Here is a 20060-nt window from a genome sequence, read left to right as displayed (position 1 = left end):
TGGCTATTACGGATTTTATGTCTGGTAATTTTGAGTGCCCTTCAAGCGAAGGTTCATAACCTTGCCAACTTTGAGTTATTTTATGCCTTAACGGATTTACCCAAAAAAAATATGATGAGATTGTCATTCTGTTTTCACTCAAAAATGAACATAGTTTCTCAAGTTCCTTACCAATTCCAACTGCTTGTAATTTTGTATATTTAGCAGTTGCTACTCTTACACACTCATCAAAAATGTTATTATTACACTTTACGACATTAGCTTCACCGGATGATTTCAATAATACAAACTCAACGATCTTCAACATTGCCAAAGCATTCTGGTTTAACTTTGACTTATTAAACGAATGAGTATGAAACATATAAGCTTTAGCAAAATCAATAAAACTATCATCTAATCTATCTTTGCTATTTCGATTATTGTTGATATCAAATTTATTGAATCTGTAACACCCCTTCCATACATTGCTTTCCCATGAACTGGCTAAATTGGAGTTAAAAATATTACTCTTACAAAATTTAATAAAATCATTAACATTTAAATTTGGATCGTTAGCATTGGTTGGCTCGAATAAGACTATATTGGTCATTGAGAACTCCATGCTCTAAAGTTTTTGCAGGTAAAACACTCTATGAGTTCGTGTTTACAATCAGTAAATCCAAAAGAATTTAAAACATATTCTTTAAATAGCCTCTTATTCTGTGTGTTATCGCCACCAAGAAATATTTTTGATAGCGGTTCAAAAAATGAATGAAGTTTCATATCAATATCGTGAACATTGTCTGGGCTATTTTTTACATATATCCCTGATGAGTTAATAGATTTATGGTCTAATGCTTTAGCGATCACTTCAACTGAGGCTCCTTCCTTTGCTAAACGAGATCCAAGGGTATACCTGAATCGTCTGGCATTTAGCCTCATAGGATTATGGGTTCTTGATGACTGGATATTAAATTTAGTGGTGATTTTATCTAATTCTTTAGAGATAAATGAATTCTTCATATGTAAAAAATCAGTTGCCATAATGGTATCTAAAATTTGACCAGACTGAATTGATACGGATTTTTTTGCGTCCATGAATACAGGCAATTCATTTTTTATATGGCCAATGCCCTGACTAACACTATCTTCAATGTGTTTTTGATTCATATCAATTAAGGTTGTTAGTTTCTTATAAAGGCAGTCATCGATACTTACCAAGCTAAACTCACTTCTAAAGTCCTTCCTTTGTTTAACTTTCGGTATATTTAGAAAGCAACCTTCTCCCGTTCTGATGAGATCTTTTGCTTTTAATGAGGTTAACTGTAAAGGCCTCCTTCCCGTTGTTGCTAATAGAATAATGTAGCAATAAATAAACAGATGGATTTTGTCTTCTTCCAATAATTTCGTGATACTTTCAAGTATGATTTTCAGCTCTTCTTCCGTTAGCGGTCCACTATTTGGATCTCTTCGTTTTACGGCTTCTCCTGTCAAATTAGTTTTAATTTTTATTTTTTCCAGCATTCTTAGAGCGGAGTTTTCTACTCCCACATAACCGAGTTTTCTCCACTTCGTTAGAAACTTCTTTATAGAATTTAGTTTATAGTTTTTCTCAGGGCCTAAACTAACATTAAATTGATAAACCGCATTAGCATCTATCGTCTTAATGTCTACCATTCCTAACCATTGACTAAAAATTTGGTTTATGTTTTTTGTGTAACCTGCACTGTATTCAGCCGAAAAGTAAGCCAAGGTAGTTAGGTAACCAATACGCATCGACTCTGGCATTTTGTCGGCAATCTTATGTGGGAAAATACAAGTCTCTTTATCTAATTGCCATTTGGTATCAGAAAGCTTGAAGCTATACCCCTGCATCGTTGCAAAAACCAGATTCTCTTTTATTAGATTACATGTTTCCATTATATTGCCCCTCAGTTATCTTTTTCAAAGATTCATATACTCTTCCAATAACTTCCTTTTCTTTTTCTGATATATGTTTGAAATTATAGTTTTCAGACATTTTAGAATCTTTTGACCAGCCCATGAGATAGCATCTCAATCCTGATTTTCGACTGATTTCCAAATTTGAACCATCAATTTCATTTGAATAGAAATAGTTCCATGAATGCCTCAATCTATGCCCTGATAAATTATTTAATTCCGGGCTTGCTTTTTTAATATTTGAAATTATTTTCTCATATGCTGAAACAGATAATGGTTCTCCTACCGTTTTACATGCGCTGTGAGTTACAAACAGGAAGTCATGTTTTTTCTTTTTAGTGATTTTACTTCTACAAGTTTGTATGTAATTGAAAATCTCCATCACTAACTCGTCTGATAATGGGATTATCCTTTCGCCAGTTTTAACTAATGGTTGATTCAGCCTCCGGTCTTCAATGCAGTCATGTCTTCTGAAGATACTCAGTGTGTTATTTATAAGATTTAGATCATTTACTTTAAGATTTAGTAACTCACCTGCTCTCAATCCGCAATTCAGTAACAAGGTAAAAATGAGCCTGTTCCTCACTTGAACCTCCTTCTGAAAAGGGTTTTGACTCCCTCCGACTTCCAACAGCTTAAACAGAGTTTTTATTTGTTCTTCACTTATCGATTTGTCAGTTCTGTCATTGATGCTGAGTGAGCGATTTCGCGGGAAGTGCGCCTTTATGCTTTCAATAAAACTTTCGACTTCATATCTGGCATGGATTCCCTTCATAGAATGGATCAATCCGCACAGCCAATTTAGATAGCTTGAAAAAACGTGTATCCTGTAACTAAAAGTTCTTGTAGCAATCTGCTTTCCTTTTAGTAATATTACATTCGTAATTTTTTGTTGATCGAATCTTTGCTTTGCATACCGTATCAGGTCATCGACTTCAGCTACACTTAGGAACCGCTTGGTTTCAATCCTATCAATGATGTTGATTTTCCTGCTTTCCATAAAATTGCTAAGGATAAGTAGATTCGTTGCGACTATTTCCATCGTAGATGCAGTTGCACTTCTGTTCCTGACATTAGTTGTGAGATAAAGGTTCTGATAGTAAACTGGTAGCAGTGTTTCTTTGTTGAGAATTAAGCAACCGCGTTCTCCATTACTCATAACAAATTTTTTTATTTTGAATGACATTATAATAACCCTCCGAAAACTTTACATTTAGTAATCACTACGGCTTATCATTATTTTATCGATTTAAACTTTGCAATTTTATTTTGTTATTTTTGGATTTATTTATAATCCATTTAGATACTTAAAAAAATTTCTTTCACGTGAAAGAAACCAGTACGGCTAGTTGGAAGTAGTCATACCCGATTCAAGAAGAAAAACTAATAAAGCCTTATTGCATAAGTAATACAGCGGCACAAAAAAATAATTTGTAAAGTATTCCGTTAAATTTTACTATTTTTTAATCTTAAAACTTTACATTTTTAAAATGATGATATTTTAAATAGTAATTTGTATTGTTGTTCGTCCATTGTAAATACTTTCTACTTCGTTCCAGTATTCCTCTTGAATATTTTTAGCTTTACTACGGAGTTCATCTCCTATATGAATCATCAATGCTCCTCTTTCCAACATGTCACACAGCAAAATTTTTGTTATATCTTCAGTGCTTAGCTTAAGAAGTTCAATATCATCTGTCATAAATGAATCTTCATCTGGCAGAAGATCCGGCATTGTTTTCACATAATGGTCTAGCATCCCTTTTTGCACACTTAAGCTACAGAGCAACACATGGCCTTCGCCCTTTTCAGTCTCTTTTACAGCAATATTAATTTCATTCTTGGTGATTTTCTTCGATAACTTTCTGAGTAGCTCATTACATTTAATCACTGACAGTATGGTTTCATAGATATAGTTTCGGCTCTCTTCATTTAACTCAGGTAAAAACTGAAATGGATTGTATTCGCTATCTTCGAGGTAATAGCTTAAACAGGCCACGGATTTCTTACTCAATGTATTCATAGGTAATAACCTGATAGCTTCAGCATCAAAAATCTTATCAAAATTTTTTTGACTCACAAGCCGAGAAAGGCTCCCAATATTCATGAATTCTTTGATTTCCACATTGTCCTCACTTTGTCGATGTTCTTCGTCTGGAGCCTAACTATGAAGCTGTTCTCGAATTGCTAATGGTGTCAGAAATCCACTCATCGACTTCAATCTCAATAAAAGCTACAGACCTTGCCCCCAGTTTGATAGGTTTAGGAAATTTATTTTCAGAAATCAATCGGTAAATCCATGCTTTCTTGTAACCTGTTTTATGCATGACTTCTGGCAAGCGGATAAGTCGTGTGGTTTGTTTAGTAGATGTGTTCATGATTGTATCTCCTCGTCTTGTCGATGAGTTGATACTAAGTAGACGGGAACAGGCTTTGAAGGGATGTAGTGGACATTGTTTCTTGTGGGTGATAGTTAAAGAACTATTGTGGGGGAGAATAATAATTCTTCGCACTCTCTTGACATCGATTGCATTTTATGGAAACCGATAAACTTAGATTCCGAAAACCAGTTCTCTTCCACCCTTGTGCTGTAGGACATCGAACATTTGCGGTGTAACCCACTGTATTTAATATTTCACATAGCCTGAGATTAATTTCCTTTATCACAGACCTGGAATATTTAATTTATAAGTCCTTTAATATAGTCGGATCAAAAGGAGACCGATGTTCAGGATTTCTTGTACAACATAATAACAATTGTTTTTTGTTTTTAGGGCCGAAATTCCTAAGTTTTAATTGCCCATCACAAAGGGGACAATCACCTCCTACTTTTGTAATGTATACATACCCGGATTTATCGGATTCGACATTTGTTCCGAAAAGTAAATGCACAAAACGAAACCTTCTCAATAAAAAACCCAAACTAAAAAGTAAAACACTAAAGCCAAGTAACAGTCCGAATAATAAATTATTGTTACTCGGGGTTCCGATTGATGTAAAAATCGTTGCTAAATTAGCCAAAAAGCCAACTAATCCTGCTACTATTAACCAAACTGTTTTTATGTGCTTGCCCATTAATTTAACAGGCTTTTCATATTTTCTATCAATTATAGCTATTGGCTTTTCATCCTTAACACCTAAATTAATAGTATTGCCCATAAAATTATTGTATTGCCCGGCGCTAAATCCATTATCACCTGCCGTAGAGTGATTTACTTCATTTTTTATAACTCTTAAGCTCTCACCGCATTGCCCACAAAAGTTATTAGACTCGGTTATTGATGAACCACATTTATTACAAAACATTGCAGGCCCTTTTTTAGTTTAAAATTCATTCAGTTTGAGCATCTAATTCTTATCACTATGTTTAATGTATGATTTTATTACTACAATAATTTTTTTATGATCAGGTAAGTTTCCTCAATTGTGATAGTGACAAATCGCTAAGATGGCGATTTTTGTTAATAAAACTCTCAATGTTTTTACTGGTTTCTCCTGACATAGCTTTCTCAGCTATTGGACGGTCAGTGTCTTTGAGTTGCTCATCGCCTCGAACCTCATCTGTGAGCTTAGGATAAAGCACTCTGGAAAGGATGGTGTTTGAAAGAGAAATATCTTTCAACTTAGCCCACATAAGCAGATCCATCATTGGAAGGATACGGTAGTCAGCCAACTTTAGAATCTTTCCCAGCCCAAAAGCCTCTTGCTTCCTGCCCTTGATTCCATACTCTTTCCTCCACACAGGAAGTAGCGCACGAAGCGAGCCTATGATTTCTTCATCCGATGAGCTTTCGAGGTCAAAGAAGGTATACACACGGCTTTCGTTTTTTCCCAGAACAACGGCTCTCATACTTTGAGTAAGTGACTTCTCCCTGACCTCTTTCTTAAGTTGATCACTACCTTCGACAAATGATTGTTGCGAGAACATTTCAAGTGATCTTCTGAGGCTTTCAATATGACCAAAAGTGACTTGTCGTATGTGCGTTTGGCTTTCTGCCAGATGAGTGTCGAGGTCAATTCTTTTACTGAATAGAGGGTTACCTGCAAGGATCTGGTCAAAATAAACATCTCCTTCTCCAAAAAACTCAATTGAATCGAGGATGTTCTTTCTGACCTGTAACTCCTTATGTAAGCCTTTCAAAGTGCAAGACTCAACATCAACATAGTTGTCGTAGTCGAACCAAGCCTGTAGCTCTTTGTAGATCTGAACCGTATCCATACCGAGGCCTTACATTTGTGTTTTATAGCTCAATGTAGAAGTCAGCTCATCATCACCTTGAACCAGCTCTTCAATCAACAAGCTGTGAAACAGTAACAACGGCTGATAAAATTGAGTATAATTAAGACGCTTTTTTCAGTGTCTCACAACAGTTTTTAAGGTTATTTTTGAGTGTTGGTATCTATGATGGTATAAAAGGTTTAACTTCAATTAAAACTTTTAAAATCAGTAAACTAACTACTAGTTCGATTTCTGCAGGGGACAATATCTGCCCTCCCTTTTACACCTGCCCGCATTACAACACCTGCTTTTTACCGGCGCGATAAATCCTCACGGGTAATCTGGTCAGAATGCTGTCCATGACGTTTCGTCACGCAACGATTCTGACCCGGTAATACAATTTCCGGAATGTCATTCGGGCAGGCATTGAGCAGAGTCTGCAGAACATTCATCCGCGCTGACTGCATCGCGGTCGCCATGCTTATAGCGGACTTAATCACAGCGCATTTTCGCGTCTGCGACTACTCTGCGGCATTCTGTTTTATTTCAGCATAGCTGGCTGTTAACTGTTTCAGATGCATCTCCAGCTGTGCGCGGGCTGCGGCAGGCAAAGGGGCACCAGCCGGTTGTTGAGACAGTACGCGCAGTTGTTCTTCAGCGGGTATCGATTTGTGAAATGAGTGCATTGCAGTAAAAACGATGGATTTCAGCTCACTCACCGTGATGTATTTGCCTTTCTGCTGATCCAGCCCGTTCAGCCTGTTGCTCAGATTTTTTAGCGTTGTCATTCCCTGATCCCAGCCATTGCGCTGTTCTGGCGACAACACGGCCGCGTTAAGGTTTTGCTGCCACTGATCTGCCAGGGATTTGCCCTGCTCCGGCCACAGCGCCTGAGCCTGCTCTGTAAGTGTCCGGCTGTAGGCGATACTCCAGTCAGGAGGCAATCTGTCCAGTCGGGCCAGCTGCTGCTCCGTTTGTGTAATGAGAGACTGGGGTAGCGGCGGTTGCCGACGTAACCGATCCAGATCTTCCGGCGCAAGCGGTGAAGGTAGCGGTGCCAGCGATGCGGCAAACCGGACCTTCAGGGGTTCGGACCGGTTCAGAGAATGCCATCCCCACCCTGCCGCCATGCATATCATCAGCATGGCGCACATCCCGGCAGCAAAGAATGTCCATCTGTTAACCGGGACGGGCGCAGCGGTCAGCACGTTCACGTTCGGCTGCGGTTCCGATTCCGCGACATATACCCACTTCACTGCCCTGCCCTGAGCATCATCAGACCGGCAACCGGCAGGCTCCTTTGAGGCGGCTGTCGCCTCCTTCATCACGGTGGCAGGCAATACGGTATCTGGCTGAGTGTCCGGCGCGGTGCAGGCCGTGCCGTCGCTGTTTTCCAGCCGGACAGCACTCATGTGCATCTGAGTACGCAACGTATCGAGCTGGCTCAGATGCTTAAGCTCCAGACGCTGCAGCACCTCTCCCAGTCCGGTAAGCAGTTGCTCCGCCCGGTAGAGCTGGCTGAGGTCGCTGTAATTTAACGGAAGCGAGCGCATTCGTTGCTGCAAACGTTGACTCAGACTGCTGAGGATTTCCATACGGGCATGGACTGGCTGAGGCCACAGCGCCCCCCACTGATGCCTGACCAGGGCCTCGATTATCGTCAGCCCTTCATTAAGCCCGAATAAGCCAGCCAGTTGCGCACGCGCCAGCGTATACCAGGCTGCCGTTTGCAATTCCACGCCGTTCTGCTCAAACAGTGAAAGGCAGAGCTTTTCAACATACTGCCAGTTCACATCCGGGCGCGCCGGATGTGTCAGCTTACCGAGTTCATCGCGCAGGGCGCTGTAATCCGGCAGCGTGCGCGGATCACCGCCGGTTTTGATTTTTCGCGGGGAAGTGTCATTCATGACCAGTTGTCCATTGGGTAGATCTGAAGGGATGAAAGATGTTCGTTTAAATGGCTGGTAGGATTTCAGGCAATTAACAGGTTTAAAAATCACGCACTCTTTAACAGCTTCAGACGCTACTGCAGAAGCGCAATAATCAGGCTAAAAAACGTGCTCTCGTTAAATCCCTCCCCTGAACGGGAGAGATCACCAGACGGAGCAAAGGTCCAGTCGTTCACCGAAACTGACCGCATGAATAGTCGTCCTAATGGCGTCACCTGCACGCCATCCCGGAAGGTCACCTCCACGCATCCTGTTACGCCCTGACCGTACAGGAATACCGGCACAAAGTTTACAGACCGGTTGTCGATATGGAGGACGATACTGGCAATCTCAAATGCTCCGCCCTCGACCAGCAGGTCCGTGACGGACACGGCCTGCGTTTCAACATGCAGGCCGGTATCTGTCAGCCATATATCCATCTGCTCCTGAAGCTGTGTCATTCGCAGGCGGAATGCCGCTATATCAGCCTGCGTTTTACAGGTAAATGAGACCGGGCCACGTTGCCTGTCCTGCAGTTTTTTGAGGAACTGTGTTTTTAGAGACATGGTGCTTTCTGGCCTCAGATCCGGGTTGTGGTGTCGAGATAGTGCTGTTGTTTCAGATGCCTTAACAGCACCCGCCCCTCGGGCATAAACTCAGTGCCGTAGCGGACAAGTCCGACGCCTTTCAGCTCTGCATCAATGGCATAGCGCAGTTCGCCGGGCACGTGCTGCTCAAGCAGAACAACGTCTATCTTTTTCAGGCGGGGCTCATATCTGAGCAGCAGCGTCGAAAGCGTGCCCATCAGTTCATGAGCAGTACCCGGCATTCCCTGCAGGATTCGGGTCATATCCGGCAGGCCGTAGTCGGGCAGATGCGCCAGCGTACCGGCACGGCAGTTGAGGATACGCTGCATATTGTCCAGTACGGACAGAATCAGCTGGTTCTCCTCGCTGACCTGATGGAGATCGAGGCCACCAGTGAAGTTGCCCGTTACCGGCTCGGCGCTGTTCAGGGCATTGAGCAGCCAGAAGAGTGACACGTCGGCTACGGCAAAATCCGCCATGCGCTCGTTACTTTCCCGGCGCATCGCCATCAGGCGACTCAGACGAGCGCGGAGTTGTGTCATCAGCTGCTCCAGCTGATTCACCAGCCAGCGGCTGCCCTGCAGAGCGAGCAACGGGGGCATCGCCTGCGCGTCCTGCCAGATGTCCAGCGCACTCAGTTCAGACACCGGGTTAAGGTTGATTTTTTCAAACAGGGAGGCATATACCCCACCGGCAGCAGGACGTTCCAGCACGACACTCTCGCCACTCGCAGCATTCTCATTTTTTACAGACATCAGCATCTTCCTTATTAATCCGTTAAAGCATCGTGACCGTTATGGCTGTTTCGGGGCCAGCGCGGAAAGCTCGGCTCTGAGTTCTGCGCTCAATGCCGGATCGAGCAGAATCTTTTCCAGCTCTTTTCGGAATGCCTGGTTGTCCAGCAGGTTGGCTTTTAAATCGCGAAGTAAATTGCGCATGGAAAGCATGGCTTTCAGCTGGGGTATTTGCCGTGAAACCTGTTCCGGGGTGAAATCCTTCATGCTCTGGAATGTCAGCGTGATATTTTCCTCACTGCCATCACCGGCAAGTGTGTTTTTAACGGTCAGATTGACGTTTGGGGAATATTCGGAAAGCACTGCGTCAAAGTTATTTTTGTTGAGATTAACTTTCTTACGCTCAGACAGGGGTGCAGATTCCTGACCATGACTGAAGTCACCCGCCACCAGTAATTTCAGGGGGAGTTCCGTTTTCTTGCTTGCGCCCCCCGTATGCAAATCGAGTTTCAAATTAATACGTGCCTTCGGCACTTCACCCTGGAAACTATCCGACATCTCATCATCCCTCAGATTATCGCTACATGGATTTTTCAGACTAAAGCTATAGACGCACGATAATAGAATAATGATCGAGATAAGATCAAATATTAAGATCATTACGCTATTTACTCAATATATTAAGAATTTTCTGCTGAATTTTAATAGCGGTGATTGTCGTCATACCAGCGATTTGAGCCAGAAGTGAGCAATTAAATAAACATTTATGTTGTTGCAGTGAAAACGAACGAAAAATTACGCGTAAATGGTTATGGCATTGATTTGCATCAATACAGCCATACCAAAAAGAGTCATTGACTGACTGAAAGAGCATTCTGGAACAGAAGATATAAAGGCGGAAAGAAACGTCGGACGTTATAACGCAGGCTGACAGGAGAAACTGTGGAATATTCCTAAGAAATATGTTCAGAATGACATTGAGTTTTTATTAAGATAAAGCGTGTCTGATTTAATGCGATAATTGCAGGAACCGCGGGTGAGAATAGATTTAAACCCGCCCTCACAGCCAGCCAGCGCGGTGATTTTTGCCACCAGAAGATACCGATTCACGCACTCTTTAAAACGCGGCCGGATGTCATTTAAAACGTTTTTAAAACTGCCTTCAGCTCTGCGCCCGACGGCAGGCGGAGGGCGTCATGCCATAAACCTGGCGGAACCGATGGCTGAAATGCGCGGAAGAGTGAAAACCACACTGAAAGGCAATTTCGGTCAGTGTCAGATCGGGACGTGCCAGCAAAGCGTGTGCGCGTGTCATCCGACGCTGCATCACAAACTGGTGTGGCGCTGCGCCGGTGGTGTGCCGGAACATGCGGGCAAAGTGAAACTCGCTGAGCGCCGCTTCCTGTGCCAGCACCGCCAGGGTTAAAGGCTGGTCAAGATGGGTTTCAATAAAGTCCAGCACCCGCCGTAACACTGCCGGTGCCAGGCCGCCCCGCACCTGGGGCAGCTGCCACTGCACATCGCTGTAGTGCTGCAACAGGTGGGTCAGCAGTAAGGTGGAGGCGCTGCTCAGCATCACCTGACTGGCGGGCTGCTGCCAGTCGCAGCTCAGCAGAAAGTGCCGGTAAAGCTGCGTAATACGGTCGTCAGCAGAAAAGATTTTCTCATGCAGGGTTAACTGTGCCGGGCTGCGATCCCATACCCGTTCAGCCAGTTGTCGCAGCTGCGTCTCACTGCAGTAGAGATGGACAAAGGCGAGATCGGCCCGCAGGTCCCAGGTCGACTCGGTGCCGGCAGGCATCAGACAGAAGCGATCCGGTGCCCCACCGTTGCGCCAGCCATGCGCAGTTTTGTGCCAGGTGTCATATCCCCCCGCGACATAGAGGCTCAGCGTGTGGTGATCGCTGAAGTTGGTGACACGATCGCCACTGTTAAACCAGGCGGCCAGCTGAATGCCGCTGTGAAGCTGCACCTGATCACGCAGTTGGGCTTTCTGGCGCTGCAGCATTTCAAAAGTCTGATAAACAGGCATCGGGGTCGCGTTTCAGGTTGAACAGAGTGCCAGTTTACGGACAACGCGTGACAGAAAACAGGTCACATCGGGACGACACAGAAAAATGCGCAAGATTTTGCAAACTCCGCGCAATCCGCTGTAAGACCTGATTGCCGTACCGAGGCAGACTCCGCGTTTTAACGTGGAGATTCAGGCCATGAACCTGTTTTTATATCTTTCTGTGGTGGTGATCTGGGGCACAACCTGGATTGCGATTTATGCGCAACAGTCTGCGGGTGCCAGCGCGGTCACCGTCGCGGTTTTCTGGCGTTTTTTACTGGCCTCGGTGGTGATGCTGCTTCTGCTTAAGCTGATAAAGCGGCTGGATAAACTGACCCTGCGCGATCATCTCTTCTGCCTGCTGCAGGGCTGCTGCGTGTTTGGCTTCAATTTTGTCTGTTTCTATTACGCTTCGGGATATATCAGCAGTGGTCTGGAGTCGGTCATCTTCTCCATGGCGGTGATCTATAACGCCATTAACAGCTGGATATTTTTCCGTCAGCGCCCTTCCGCGCGACTGCTCCCGGCTATGGTACTGGGGATGGCAGGCATTGTGGCGCTGTTCTGGCACGATCTGCGCAACACAGAGACCTCTGCGGGCCTGCTATGGGGCATTGGATTAAGTGCGCTGGGCACGCTGGGATTCTCATTCGGCAATATGATCAGTCAGCGGCATCAGCGTCTGCATCGTGACGTGCTGACCACCAACAGCTATGGCATGTTGTACGGCGCGTTAATGATGGCGCTGGTTTCACTGCTTCAGGGGGTATCCCTGCAGCCGACGTGGAACGCGCAATGGACAGGCGCGGTAAGCTATCTGGCGATTGTGGGATCGGTGATGGGGTTTGGTGCGTACTTTACGCTGGTGGGTCGCATCGGTGCCAGCCGGGCGGCCTACACGACGGTGCTGTTTCCGCTGGTCGCGCTGGCACTGTCAACCCGCTATGAGGGATATGAGTGGCACGCCAGTGCCATCCCTGGCCTTGTCATGATTTTGCTGGGCAATGTCGTGATGTTTGCCCGCTGGCCGCTCAGCGTTAGCCGGGCGACCGTCTGACAGAGATGCGGGCGTAGTGCCCGCATGGGCTGGCTGTTATGCCCACGACTGCGGGAGGAGTTGCTGCGGCTGATTGATCGCTTTGCGCGCAATCCAGTAGAGCAGAACACGCTCATCGTCACTGTCACGGTCAGCCATCGACAGCAGCTTGAGTGCCAGCGTCGATTTCGTCACAGGCTGCTGTTCTGTACTGAGTTCAACCACGGCCTGACCGATGATGCAGCAGACTTCGTCTTCACTGGTAGTGGATTCATATGTCCGGTCTTTCATATTTCCTCCTGTTGAGTGAACCCCTATCCTGGCAAAAGATCCAGAAACCTGCTTACAGAAACAGCAGTGTGAAACATTATCTTACCGCTCATTACGCTTACTCATCAGGTTGCCGCTTTGGTTACCTTCAGCGCGACCTCAAAGAGAGTGCACAATGCCATTCATACCCGCTGGATGGCATTTCATTCCCTGATCCGTTCCGTTCATGCGTTTGCTACGCCTGCGCGCGCGTTACTGCTTTATTCTGACCGCAGTTTCCAGATTCCCGGACGGGAGAGATAAATGATGAACCAGACGCAGCAGGCTTCATACCAGCGTTCCCGCTGGCTTACATTGTTCGGCACCGTAATCACTCAGTTCGCGCTGGGGTCAGTCTACACATGGAGTCTTTTCAACGGCCAGCTCTCCCACAAGCTGAATGCACCGATCAGTCAGGTGGCTTTTTCGTTTGGCCTGCTGAGTCTGGGGCTGGCAATTGCCTCGTCACTGGCCGGTAAATTACAGGAACGTTTTGGCGTACGCCGCGTCACGATCGGAGCCGGTGTGCTAATGGCGGTCGGCTTCTGGCTGACCGCGCAGGCTGATAACCTGATGATGCTCTATTTCAGCGCCGGGTTGCTGGTGGGTCTGGCCGATGGGGCGGGTTACCTGATGACGCTGTCAAACTGCGTGAAGTGGTTCCCGGAGCGCAAAGGGATGATCTCTGCCTGTGCCATTGGCGCATATGGCCTGGGCAGTCTTGGATTCAAGTTCATCTGCGGCGCTCTGCTGGCCTCGGTGGGTCTGGAGCAGACCTTTATGATCTGGGGCGTGCTGGCCATGTCGATGATTATCCTGGGGGCTTTGCTGATGCGCGATGCGCCTCTGCAGGAAAACAGCAGCAGCCAGCGAGGTCAGCAACAGGCGCGTGATTATACGCTGGCACAATCGGTGCGTATGCCGCAGTACTGGATGCTGGCGCTGATGTTCCTGACCGCCTGCATGAGTGGTCTCTATGTTATCGGGGTGGCTAAAGACATCGGTGAAGGCCTGGTGCATCTGACCACCCAGACTGCCGCCAGTGCCGTCACCGTGATCGCCATCGCTAACCTGAGCGGCCGTCTGGTGCTGGGCGTGCTGTCCGACCGGATGATGCGCATCCGGGTGATTTCGCTGGCGCAGATCGTGTCGCTGATCGGGATGAGCGTGCTGCTTTTCACCCGGATGAATGAGAGCACTTTCTTCCTGTCACTCGCCTGTGTGGCCTTCAGCTTTGGCGGAACCATCACGGTATTTCCTTCGCTGGTCAGTGACTTCTTCGGCCTTAATAACCTGACCAAAAACTATGGCCTGCTCTATCTCGGCTTTGGCATCGGCAGCGTACTGGGCTCACTGGTTGCCTCACTGTTTGGCGGTTTCACGGTGACATTCAGCCTGATTATGACGCTGCTGGTCATCTCCCTGTTCCTGTCACTCACTATCCGTCTGCCACAGCGTACGGTTGCGCCAGCACCGGTATTGCAGCGCCACTGATCCTGTCGGGCCGTGTTGCCACGGCCCAATCATCCTCAGCCGCGGAAACGCGGCTCTGCCACACCCGCCACGGCCACGTCCACAGCAAAGAGATCGCCCGACAGGGGATAGCGCGCCAGCTCCTCCTCCGTTCGATCTTCCCGTGAGCTGGTGATAAACAGCGTTTTAAGGTCGGCGCCGCCAAAGGCCACCATGGTTGGCCACTTCACCGGCAGCAGGATCTCATCGACGATTTCACTGCTCTGCGGGTCGATACGCACCACACGTCCGCCATCGAACTGGGCTGACCAGTAAAACCCTTCGCTATCCACCGCAGCACCATCCGGTAGTCCCCCCTTCGCATCGAAGCGCCGGAATACCGTACGCTCGCCCGGTTCACCCTGCTCATCTAAAGGATAGCGATAGAGGGTCTCGTTCGGCGTGTCACTGTGATACATCCAGCGCCGATCGGGGGAGAAAGCCAGCCCGTTAGAGATTTTGATGTCGCGCGCTTTCACCTCCAGCGTCAGGTCGGGCGTGACGCGGCAAAGCAGGCCGCCATTTTTATCCTGCGGCTCCCACAGGCTGCCACACCAGAAATTGCCCCAGGGATCGACGCGTCCATCATTGAACCGGCTTAACGGCGCGTCACCCGGATTTTCGGCAATCTTTTTTTCAGGCCGGCCCTGTGCGTCCAGCAGCCAGACACCATTACGCAAGGCGGCGATCAGTCCACCCTGCTCGCGCAGACCAATGCAGCCTACCTCTTCCGCCTGCGGAAAAGTCTGCAGTTCACCGCTGGCCGGGTCGAAACGGTGAATCGCCGGTGCCAGAATATCAACACTCCACAACACCTGTTCTTCCACTGACCAGAGCGGACATTCGCCCAGCTCAGCCTGTAATGCCAGAATATGTCTTACTTCATGTGCCATGTTTTTCTCCCGTTAAACTGACCTGCTAATAATGTAGTGATAAAAACGGTCAGATGAGAATTATTTTCGCTTGATTTTAAGAAGATTCTCTCTGATAGTGTTTATTATTCAGCCCATTCTGATTTCTTTATTTTCAGCCGCCGCAGAAAAGAACGCGCTGAAATATTCCGTCATATCTGTTTAAATAACTCTACAAAGCCTGCATTCTCACTCCACTTTTCCGTCGTAATGTCATAGTCATTGGAAAAGAGGAGACGCTTCCGATGAAGAGATTAATTAAAGTCGCTTCGGTGGTAACGCTGATGACCTTATTAAGCGGTTGTATCATCAGCCCGAGGCACGACAACGGCTGGCACCATGGAGGTGGCGGGTATCACGGAGGCTATTACGGAGATCATCACGGAGGGTATCATGGCGGTCACCATCGCCATTAACGGGCAAAGATGTCACACAGCATAAAATAAAAATATAAAATCGTCAGGGCGGGATAATTATCCCGCCCTTTTTTATTTAGCTTTTTATGGCGTAATTACACTGGAACCACGCTTTCTTCAGCCCCGGAATATGACTTTCCTGTGCCGGCAGCGCCTCCACTTTATCAAATCCTTTGTTGCTGCAGTAATTCGCCAGGTCAATATCCATCGCATCACGATTGACCTTCAGCGGGTCAAACCGATACTGAACGGTATTTGAGCTGGGATCTTCGTCAACACGTTCAAATGCCCCGGGTTTGCTGGAGGTACATCCACTCAGCAGAATAAGCGCCAGTGCGCCGGTAATTAATTTTTTCATTTCGTTGTCCTCACTTTGCCGCGCAGTGTATGACGCGGCCTGTCACGCATCCATAGGATTAATGCGCGAAAAATCGAAACCTTAGAAGATTTTGCCAATTAATGCGATACGATTAAACGGCTATCGCTATCGTACCAGACATGACAGGATGCAGTCAGGCCCAACGAAAGACTGCACCACACCAGGAAATGCCAAAAATAAGAATCTGTTCCTCTCTTCCCTGCCCGCGCTTAGCGGGCTTTTTTTTGCCCGCTTCCGGCCATCCGTTACTGACCGGTCAGGGCAATCATTCTACGTAACAGATTAGCAGCGCGCTTGTCAGGTAATGCCAGAATGGCACTGTAGAGATCGATAGACATGGCACACAGCGATGAACGGTCTACCGCCGTGTCGGCAGGCATATTCAGCTGCTGCAGCTTTTCGCCCCACTGCTGATAGAGGCGACCGACGATGTTCTGCAGATCCGCCTGTGCCAGCGGCTTATCCAGTGGCTGATCGGGCGGAGGACTGTTCAGCAGCAGCTGTTCCATCGCATCCGCCTCCTTGCGGTTCAGGGAAGGTGGCAGCGTGGTCAGCAAATTGATGCCTCCGCTCACCTGCGGATAGAGATAACGGAAGCAGAGGCCCGGATCGAGTCTGTTCAGCGCCTTCATCTCTTCGACTGAGACGCGGATATAGTTAACAACCGCCTGATCCGTTCCGCGCATCAGCCGCTGATTAATCACCTCGATCAGCCAGCCGCGCAGTTCGCCCGTCGCCTGCTCAGCCGGTTCTCCGGCCCGGATGCGGCGGGTCAGCTCCTGGGTCAGCAGCAGCCACAGCGCCGGTTCCTGCGTCTGCAGCACCCGGTAGCCCGGCATTGTTGCCAGCTGCTTCACCGCCTGCTCATGCTGGCTGGCCTGCAACCGATGCGGGGCGACCCAGCTGAACCAGACCAGATTCGCCAGTATCAGCGGCAGCAGAAAGAGAACCAGCCCCTGCCACAAACGCAGCCGGGTCGTTTTGATCAGAACAATAATGATCAGCGCCAGCAGCGCAAACGCCGCCAGCGTAATAAAAAGCAGCCCATTCATGCGGCGGGATTAATCCTTACGCACATCGATCAGCACCGGACAGTGCGCACGTTCAATGACCGACGCGCTGACGGAGCCTTTCAATAACCGGTTAAAAGAGGAGAGATGGCGACGCCCCATAATGATCATGCTGGCCTTGAGCTGCTGCGACTGGGCAACGATAGACTCTGCCGCGTCACCGGCCAGAATCATGCCTCGGGCCGTAATGCCGGCGCGCAGCAGCGGTGCCAGCGCATGGCGCACCACCAGCTCCGCAGTGTTCTGCTCATCCTGCGCGGCCACAAAATCGGCCGGATCTTCACCTGCGTCGATTTCCATCGGCTGATTGCAGGCGGAGTAGGCAGGATCTATACAGCACAGCACCACCACTTCCGCACGATGTGCCAGCGCTTCTTCAATGGTTAAGGCGACCACTTTCTCCGCTACCGGAGAGTGATCAATGGCCATCAGCAGGGTTTTCATCAGATGCTTATCCTTCTATCGCGGCAACTTTGCCGATTTCACGTACCAGTGCCTCTTTACACTTCAGCATCTCGTCACGAAAGCGGGCTTCGTGTCGCAGAAAACGTGCAGAGGGCACCAGCAAAGAGACAGAAAAACGACCAAACAGCGTATCCAGCGCAAACGCCATGGTAGAGACCCCTTCCAGCGTTTCGCCCCGATCCACGGCAATGCCGGTTTCGCGAACCTCCCCGAGCAGCTGCAGCAGCTGCGGCAGGGTTTTCACGGTCATATCCGTTAACTCCTGCCAGTCATCGCCGACAATGGTTCGCACATCTTTGTCACACTCGAGCGCCAGCAGTGCCCGCCCCCCGGATGTGCTGTAAAGCGGCAGATTAAGCCCCATATGCGGAACGACACGAAGCTCACGTGATGCCACCACGTGATGAACAATCGCCAGCTGGCTGCCGCTGGCGCGTGCCAGTGAGACGGTTTCGTTGGTATCGGAGGAGAGTTTTTCCAGCAGCGGGCTGACCAGGTCTACGACATCGGTATGGACGCTGGAGATGAGTTTCAGCAGTGCCGGCCCCAGCCGCAGTCCGCCCGCCCCGCTGCTGCGCACCAGCTCTGCGCTGTCGAGCGCGGCGACAATGCGCTGCACCGTTGAACGCGGCAGTTCGACCGCCTGCGCGATCTCGCCGAGGCTCATGCCGCCCGGCTGCTGGCCCAGCGCATTAAGAATTTTTGCCGCACGGGCGATGACCTGTATACCGCCCGTTTTTTCATCCTCGCGGCTGGAGGGGTGATGTGCCATAGCGTCGTCCTGTTTGAGCTGCCTTACTGTAACCCGATTGCCGCACTTTTTACAGCCTGTACCACATTGCAATACAGCATACCGGGATGTAATATTACCGGCTGTATCACATCGCAATACACTGCATCATAAAAACGAGATCGCCTGCTATGAACGCCAGGTCCGCCGCTGTGCCGGCCCCCCACCCTTTTACGCTGCGTCTGGCGCTGGGTTTAGTCGGTGTCCTGATCGCCGCCCTGACCTCCGGACTGAACGATCGCGTCAGTGATATTGCGCTGGCCGATATTCGTGCCGCAATCGGTATCAGTGTCGATCAGGGTAGCTGGATTATTTCCGGTTATCAGGCGGCCGAAGTCGCTGCCATGATGATTGCGCCCTGGTTTGCCGTCACGCTGTCGCTGCGACGCTTCACGCTCGGCGTGTCAGCGGGATTTATGCTGACCGGCATTCTGCTGCCGCTGGTGCCTGACCCAACGCTGTTTATCAGCCTGCGCGTTCTGCAGGGACTTTTTGGCGGCGCATTACCGCCGATGCTGATGACGGTCGCCCTGCGCTTTCTGCCGCCCCCGTTTAAACTCTTTGGCCTGGCAGGTTATGCCCTGACCGCCACGTTCGGTCCCAACATGGCGGCCTCGCTCGCCGCGTTGTGGACCGATCACGTCAGCTGGATGATGGTCTTCTGGCAGGTGGTGCCCGGCATGCTGATTGCCATGCTGCTGATCAGCCGCGGGATCCCGCAGGACCCACTGCGTCCCGAACGCTTTCAGCAGATCGATCTGTTCGGCATGGTGACCGGCTGCAGTGGGGTGGCGCTGCTGGTGCTGGTGTTGACCCAGGGGGAGCGACTCGACTGGCTCAATTCGCCGCTGATTACCGGGATGCTGCTGACGGCTCTGCCGCTGCTGCTGGTCTTTCTGATTAACGAGTGGTTTCACCCGCTGCCGCTGTTTAAGCTGCAGATGCTCCGGCGGCCCAATCTGGCGCATGGCTTGCTGGGCCTGGCCTGCGTGCTGATCCTGGGACTGTCAGGTTCTGCCCTGCCTTCCGCCTATTTTGCTCAGGTCAGCGGATTTCGCACCCTGGAGTTTGCCCCGCTGGCGCTGACGGTCGGCCTGCCGCAGTTGCTGATCGCGCCGCTGATTGCCGCCCTGCTGAATATTTGCCGGGTCGACTGCCGCTGGATGCTGACGGCGGGCGTCGGCCTGCTGGTGGTTGCCTGTCTGCTGGGCACACAGATCACCAGCGACTGGGCGCGACAGAATTTCTGGCTGCTGCAGATCCTGCAGGCGTTCGGACAACCCATGATCATTCTGCCGATTCTGATGAGCGCCACCAGCGTCGTGGCGCCACCCGAAGGCCCCTTTGCCTCGGCGATGTTTAATACGGTGCGCGGCTTTTCCAGCATCGCAGCCTCCACACTGGTTGAAGTATTCCTGACTCACCGCGAGCAATTTCACTCCAGCGTGCTGATCGACCAGGCGGCCAGCCGCAGCTGGCTGATGACCGCACCGACCGCCGCTCAGGCCAGCAGCAGCCTGCCGCTGTTGCCTGACGGCAGCATCAGTACCAGCGCGAATCTGAGTGGATTCGCCACCCTGGTGCGGCATCAGGCAACGGTGCTGGGCCTGAGCGACAGCTGGCTGATGCTGACAGGCTTTGCCGCCTGCCTGCTGGTGCTGACCGCCATCCTGCCAAAACGGGTCTGGCCGCCGCAGACTCTGATTCAACCCCCTTCCCGGAATAACTGAA

The 20060-nt window shown here is 49.2% G+C and carries 20 protein-coding genes and 1 pseudogene; 3 read left to right on the top strand and 18 right to left on the bottom strand.

What is annotated here, in order from left to right; all coding sequences use genetic code 11:
- From CKF42_RS15430 to CKF42_RS15380, 12 genes and pseudogenes are all read right to left on the bottom strand, one after another.
- Positions 1-589 (bottom strand): annotated as a pseudogene (locus CKF42_RS15430) (DNA-binding protein); the annotation flags it as partial.
- Positions 586-1899: a tyrosine-type recombinase/integrase gene (locus CKF42_RS15425; RefSeq protein ID WP_111208574.1), complete on the bottom strand. Its 1314-nt coding sequence runs from the start codon at positions 1897-1899 to the stop codon at positions 586-588. The pseudogene CKF42_RS15430 and the gene CKF42_RS15425, both read right to left, overlap by 4 nt.
- Positions 1886-3106 (bottom strand): site-specific integrase, encoded by a 1221-nt coding sequence (locus tag CKF42_RS15420; RefSeq protein WP_111208573.1) that lies wholly within the window; start codon positions 3104-3106, stop codon positions 1886-1888. Before CKF42_RS15420 ends, CKF42_RS15425 begins: the two co-directional genes overlap by 14 nt.
- A 315-nt stretch (positions 3107-3421) precedes the next feature.
- Positions 3422-4045, bottom strand: coding sequence for a hypothetical protein (locus CKF42_RS15415; RefSeq protein WP_146239947.1), 624 nt, complete (start codon positions 4043-4045; stop codon positions 3422-3424).
- A gap of 40 nt (positions 4046-4085) precedes the next feature.
- Positions 4086-4298, bottom strand: coding sequence for an AlpA family transcriptional regulator (locus tag CKF42_RS15410; RefSeq protein WP_111208571.1), 213 nt, complete (start codon positions 4296-4298; stop codon positions 4086-4088).
- A gap of 307 nt (positions 4299-4605) precedes the next feature.
- Positions 4606-5226 (bottom strand): zinc-ribbon domain-containing protein, encoded by a 621-nt coding sequence (locus CKF42_RS21095; RefSeq protein WP_146239946.1) that lies wholly within the window; start codon positions 5224-5226, stop codon positions 4606-4608.
- A 100-nt stretch (positions 5227-5326) separates the two neighbouring features.
- The gene (locus tag CKF42_RS15405; RefSeq protein WP_111208570.1) at positions 5327-6139 is read right to left on the bottom strand and encodes a DUF6387 family protein; all 813 of its coding nucleotides are present in this window, start codon (positions 6137-6139) and stop codon (positions 5327-5329) included.
- A 521-nt stretch (positions 6140-6660) separates the two neighbouring features.
- Positions 6661-8046, bottom strand: coding sequence for a VasL domain-containing protein (locus CKF42_RS15400; RefSeq protein WP_111208569.1), 1386 nt, complete (start codon positions 8044-8046; stop codon positions 6661-6663).
- Between the two features lie 116 nt (positions 8047-8162).
- The gene (locus CKF42_RS15395) at positions 8163-8633 is read right to left on the bottom strand and encodes a hypothetical protein (RefSeq protein ID WP_111208568.1); all 471 of its coding nucleotides are present in this window, start codon (positions 8631-8633) and stop codon (positions 8163-8165) included.
- Positions 8634-8647: 14 nt separating this feature from the next.
- Positions 8648-9409 carry a type VI secretion system baseplate subunit TssE gene (tssE, locus tag CKF42_RS21445; protein ID WP_199559883.1) on the bottom strand — a complete coding sequence of 254 codons (762 nt, stop codon included), beginning with the start codon at positions 9407-9409 and terminating at the stop codon, positions 8648-8650.
- A 39-nt stretch (positions 9410-9448) separates the two neighbouring features.
- Complete coding sequence (gene tssB, locus CKF42_RS15385; RefSeq protein ID WP_111208576.1) at positions 9449-9946, bottom strand: type VI secretion system contractile sheath small subunit; 498 nt, start codon at positions 9944-9946, stop codon at positions 9449-9451.
- 604 nt (positions 9947-10550) lie between these two features.
- On the bottom strand, positions 10551-11420 hold the full coding sequence (locus CKF42_RS15380) for a helix-turn-helix domain-containing protein (RefSeq protein WP_058958158.1): 870 nt from the start codon (positions 11418-11420) through the stop codon (positions 10551-10553).
- Positions 11421-11598: 178 nt separating this feature from the next.
- Here CKF42_RS15380 and CKF42_RS15375 point away from each other — a divergent pair, with 178 nt between their 5' ends.
- On the top strand, positions 11599-12498 hold the full coding sequence (locus CKF42_RS15375; protein WP_009088897.1) for a DMT family transporter: 900 nt from the start codon (positions 11599-11601) through the stop codon (positions 12496-12498).
- A gap of 36 nt (positions 12499-12534) precedes the next feature.
- On the opposite strand, the gene CKF42_RS15370 is transcribed toward CKF42_RS15375, so the two are convergent.
- Positions 12535-12768, bottom strand: a complete 234-nt coding sequence (locus CKF42_RS15370) for a hypothetical protein (protein WP_058958160.1) — start codon at positions 12766-12768, stop codon at positions 12535-12537.
- A 285-nt stretch (positions 12769-13053) separates the two neighbouring features.
- Here CKF42_RS15370 and CKF42_RS15365 point away from each other — a divergent pair, with 285 nt between their 5' ends.
- A complete protein-coding gene (locus CKF42_RS15365) occupies positions 13054-14280 on the top strand; it encodes an OFA family MFS transporter (protein WP_033736497.1) in 1227 nt (408 codons plus the stop codon).
- A 35-nt stretch (positions 14281-14315) separates the two neighbouring features.
- Here the strand turns inward: CKF42_RS15365 and CKF42_RS15360 are convergent, their stop codons facing one another.
- The 5 genes from CKF42_RS15360 to CKF42_RS15340 form a co-directional block, all read right to left on the bottom strand.
- Positions 14316-15191: an SMP-30/gluconolactonase/LRE family protein gene (locus CKF42_RS15360; RefSeq protein ID WP_009088893.1), complete on the bottom strand. Its 876-nt coding sequence runs from the start codon at positions 15189-15191 to the stop codon at positions 14316-14318.
- A gap of 510 nt (positions 15192-15701) precedes the next feature.
- The gene (locus CKF42_RS15355) at positions 15702-15983 is read right to left on the bottom strand and encodes a lipoprotein (RefSeq protein ID WP_009088892.1); all 282 of its coding nucleotides are present in this window, start codon (positions 15981-15983) and stop codon (positions 15702-15704) included.
- A gap of 266 nt (positions 15984-16249) precedes the next feature.
- On the bottom strand, positions 16250-17056 hold the full coding sequence (locus CKF42_RS15350; protein WP_009088891.1) for a hypothetical protein: 807 nt from the start codon (positions 17054-17056) through the stop codon (positions 16250-16252).
- A gap of 9 nt (positions 17057-17065) precedes the next feature.
- Positions 17066-17518, bottom strand: coding sequence for a universal stress protein (locus CKF42_RS15345; protein ID WP_009088890.1), 453 nt, complete (start codon positions 17516-17518; stop codon positions 17066-17068).
- Positions 17519-17525: 7 nt separating this feature from the next.
- Complete coding sequence (locus CKF42_RS15340) at positions 17526-18311, bottom strand: IclR family transcriptional regulator (protein ID WP_009088889.1); 786 nt, start codon at positions 18309-18311, stop codon at positions 17526-17528.
- A 149-nt stretch (positions 18312-18460) separates the two neighbouring features.
- On the opposite strand from CKF42_RS15340, the gene CKF42_RS15335 reads away from it, so the two are divergent.
- Entirely contained in the window at positions 18461-20059 is a 1599-nt protein-coding gene (locus CKF42_RS15335; protein ID WP_111208567.1) for an MFS transporter, read from the top strand.
- The last annotated feature ends 1 nt before the right edge of the window (position 20060 follow it).

Origin of the sequence: Pantoea sp. ARC270, assembly GCF_003236725.1 — a bacterium.
Classification (GTDB): Bacteria; Pseudomonadota; Gammaproteobacteria; order Enterobacterales; family Enterobacteriaceae; genus Pantoea; species Pantoea anthophila.
Note: the sequence above shows the minus strand (reverse complement) of the source record. Positions and strands in the feature narration are given on the sequence as shown.

Excerpts from the sequence above, each read along its gene's own strand:
- CKF42_RS15335 (WP_111208567.1), top strand. The coding sequence starts at position 18,461 with ATGAACGCCAGGTCCGCCGCTGTGCCGGCCCCCCACCCTTTTACGCTG.
- CKF42_RS15400 (WP_111208569.1), bottom strand. The coding sequence starts at position 8,046 with ATGAATGACACTTCCCCGCGAAAAATCAAAACCGGCGGTGATCCGCGC.
- CKF42_RS15375 (WP_009088897.1), top strand. The coding sequence starts at position 11,599 with ATGAACCTGTTTTTATATCTTTCTGTGGTGGTGATCTGGGGCACAACC.
- CKF42_RS15405 (WP_111208570.1), bottom strand. The coding sequence starts at position 6,139 with ATGGATACGGTTCAGATCTACAAAGAGCTACAGGCTTGGTTCGACTAC.
- CKF42_RS21095 (WP_146239946.1), bottom strand. The coding sequence starts at position 5,226 with ATGTTTTGTAATAAATGTGGTTCATCAATAACCGAGTCTAATAACTTT.
- tssB (WP_111208576.1), bottom strand. The coding sequence starts at position 9,946 with ATGTCGGATAGTTTCCAGGGTGAAGTGCCGAAGGCACGTATTAATTTG.
- CKF42_RS15345 (WP_009088890.1), bottom strand. The coding sequence starts at position 17,518 with ATGAAAACCCTGCTGATGGCCATTGATCACTCTCCGGTAGCGGAGAAA.
- CKF42_RS15380 (WP_058958158.1), bottom strand. The coding sequence starts at position 11,420 with ATGCCTGTTTATCAGACTTTTGAAATGCTGCAGCGCCAGAAAGCCCAA.
- CKF42_RS15340 (WP_009088889.1), bottom strand. The coding sequence starts at position 18,311 with ATGGCACATCACCCCTCCAGCCGCGAGGATGAAAAAACGGGCGGTATA.
- CKF42_RS15365 (WP_033736497.1), top strand. The coding sequence starts at position 13,054 with ATGAACCAGACGCAGCAGGCTTCATACCAGCGTTCCCGCTGGCTTACA.
- CKF42_RS15350 (WP_009088891.1), bottom strand. The coding sequence starts at position 17,056 with ATGAATGGGCTGCTTTTTATTACGCTGGCGGCGTTTGCGCTGCTGGCG.
- CKF42_RS15425 (WP_111208574.1), bottom strand. The coding sequence starts at position 1,899 with ATGGAAACATGTAATCTAATAAAAGAGAATCTGGTTTTTGCAACGATG.
- tssE (WP_199559883.1), bottom strand. The coding sequence starts at position 9,409 with ATGTCTGTAAAAAATGAGAATGCTGCGAGTGGCGAGAGTGTCGTGCTG.
- CKF42_RS15355 (WP_009088892.1), bottom strand. The coding sequence starts at position 15,983 with ATGAAAAAATTAATTACCGGCGCACTGGCGCTTATTCTGCTGAGTGGA.
- CKF42_RS15360 (WP_009088893.1), bottom strand. The coding sequence starts at position 15,191 with ATGGCACATGAAGTAAGACATATTCTGGCATTACAGGCTGAGCTGGGC.
- CKF42_RS15370 (WP_058958160.1), bottom strand. The coding sequence starts at position 12,768 with ATGAAAGACCGGACATATGAATCCACTACCAGTGAAGACGAAGTCTGC.
- CKF42_RS15395 (WP_111208568.1), bottom strand. The coding sequence starts at position 8,633 with ATGTCTCTAAAAACACAGTTCCTCAAAAAACTGCAGGACAGGCAACGT.
- CKF42_RS15420 (WP_111208573.1), bottom strand. The coding sequence starts at position 3,106 with ATGTCATTCAAAATAAAAAAATTTGTTATGAGTAATGGAGAACGCGGT.
- CKF42_RS15410 (WP_111208571.1), bottom strand. The coding sequence starts at position 4,298 with ATGAACACATCTACTAAACAAACCACACGACTTATCCGCTTGCCAGAA.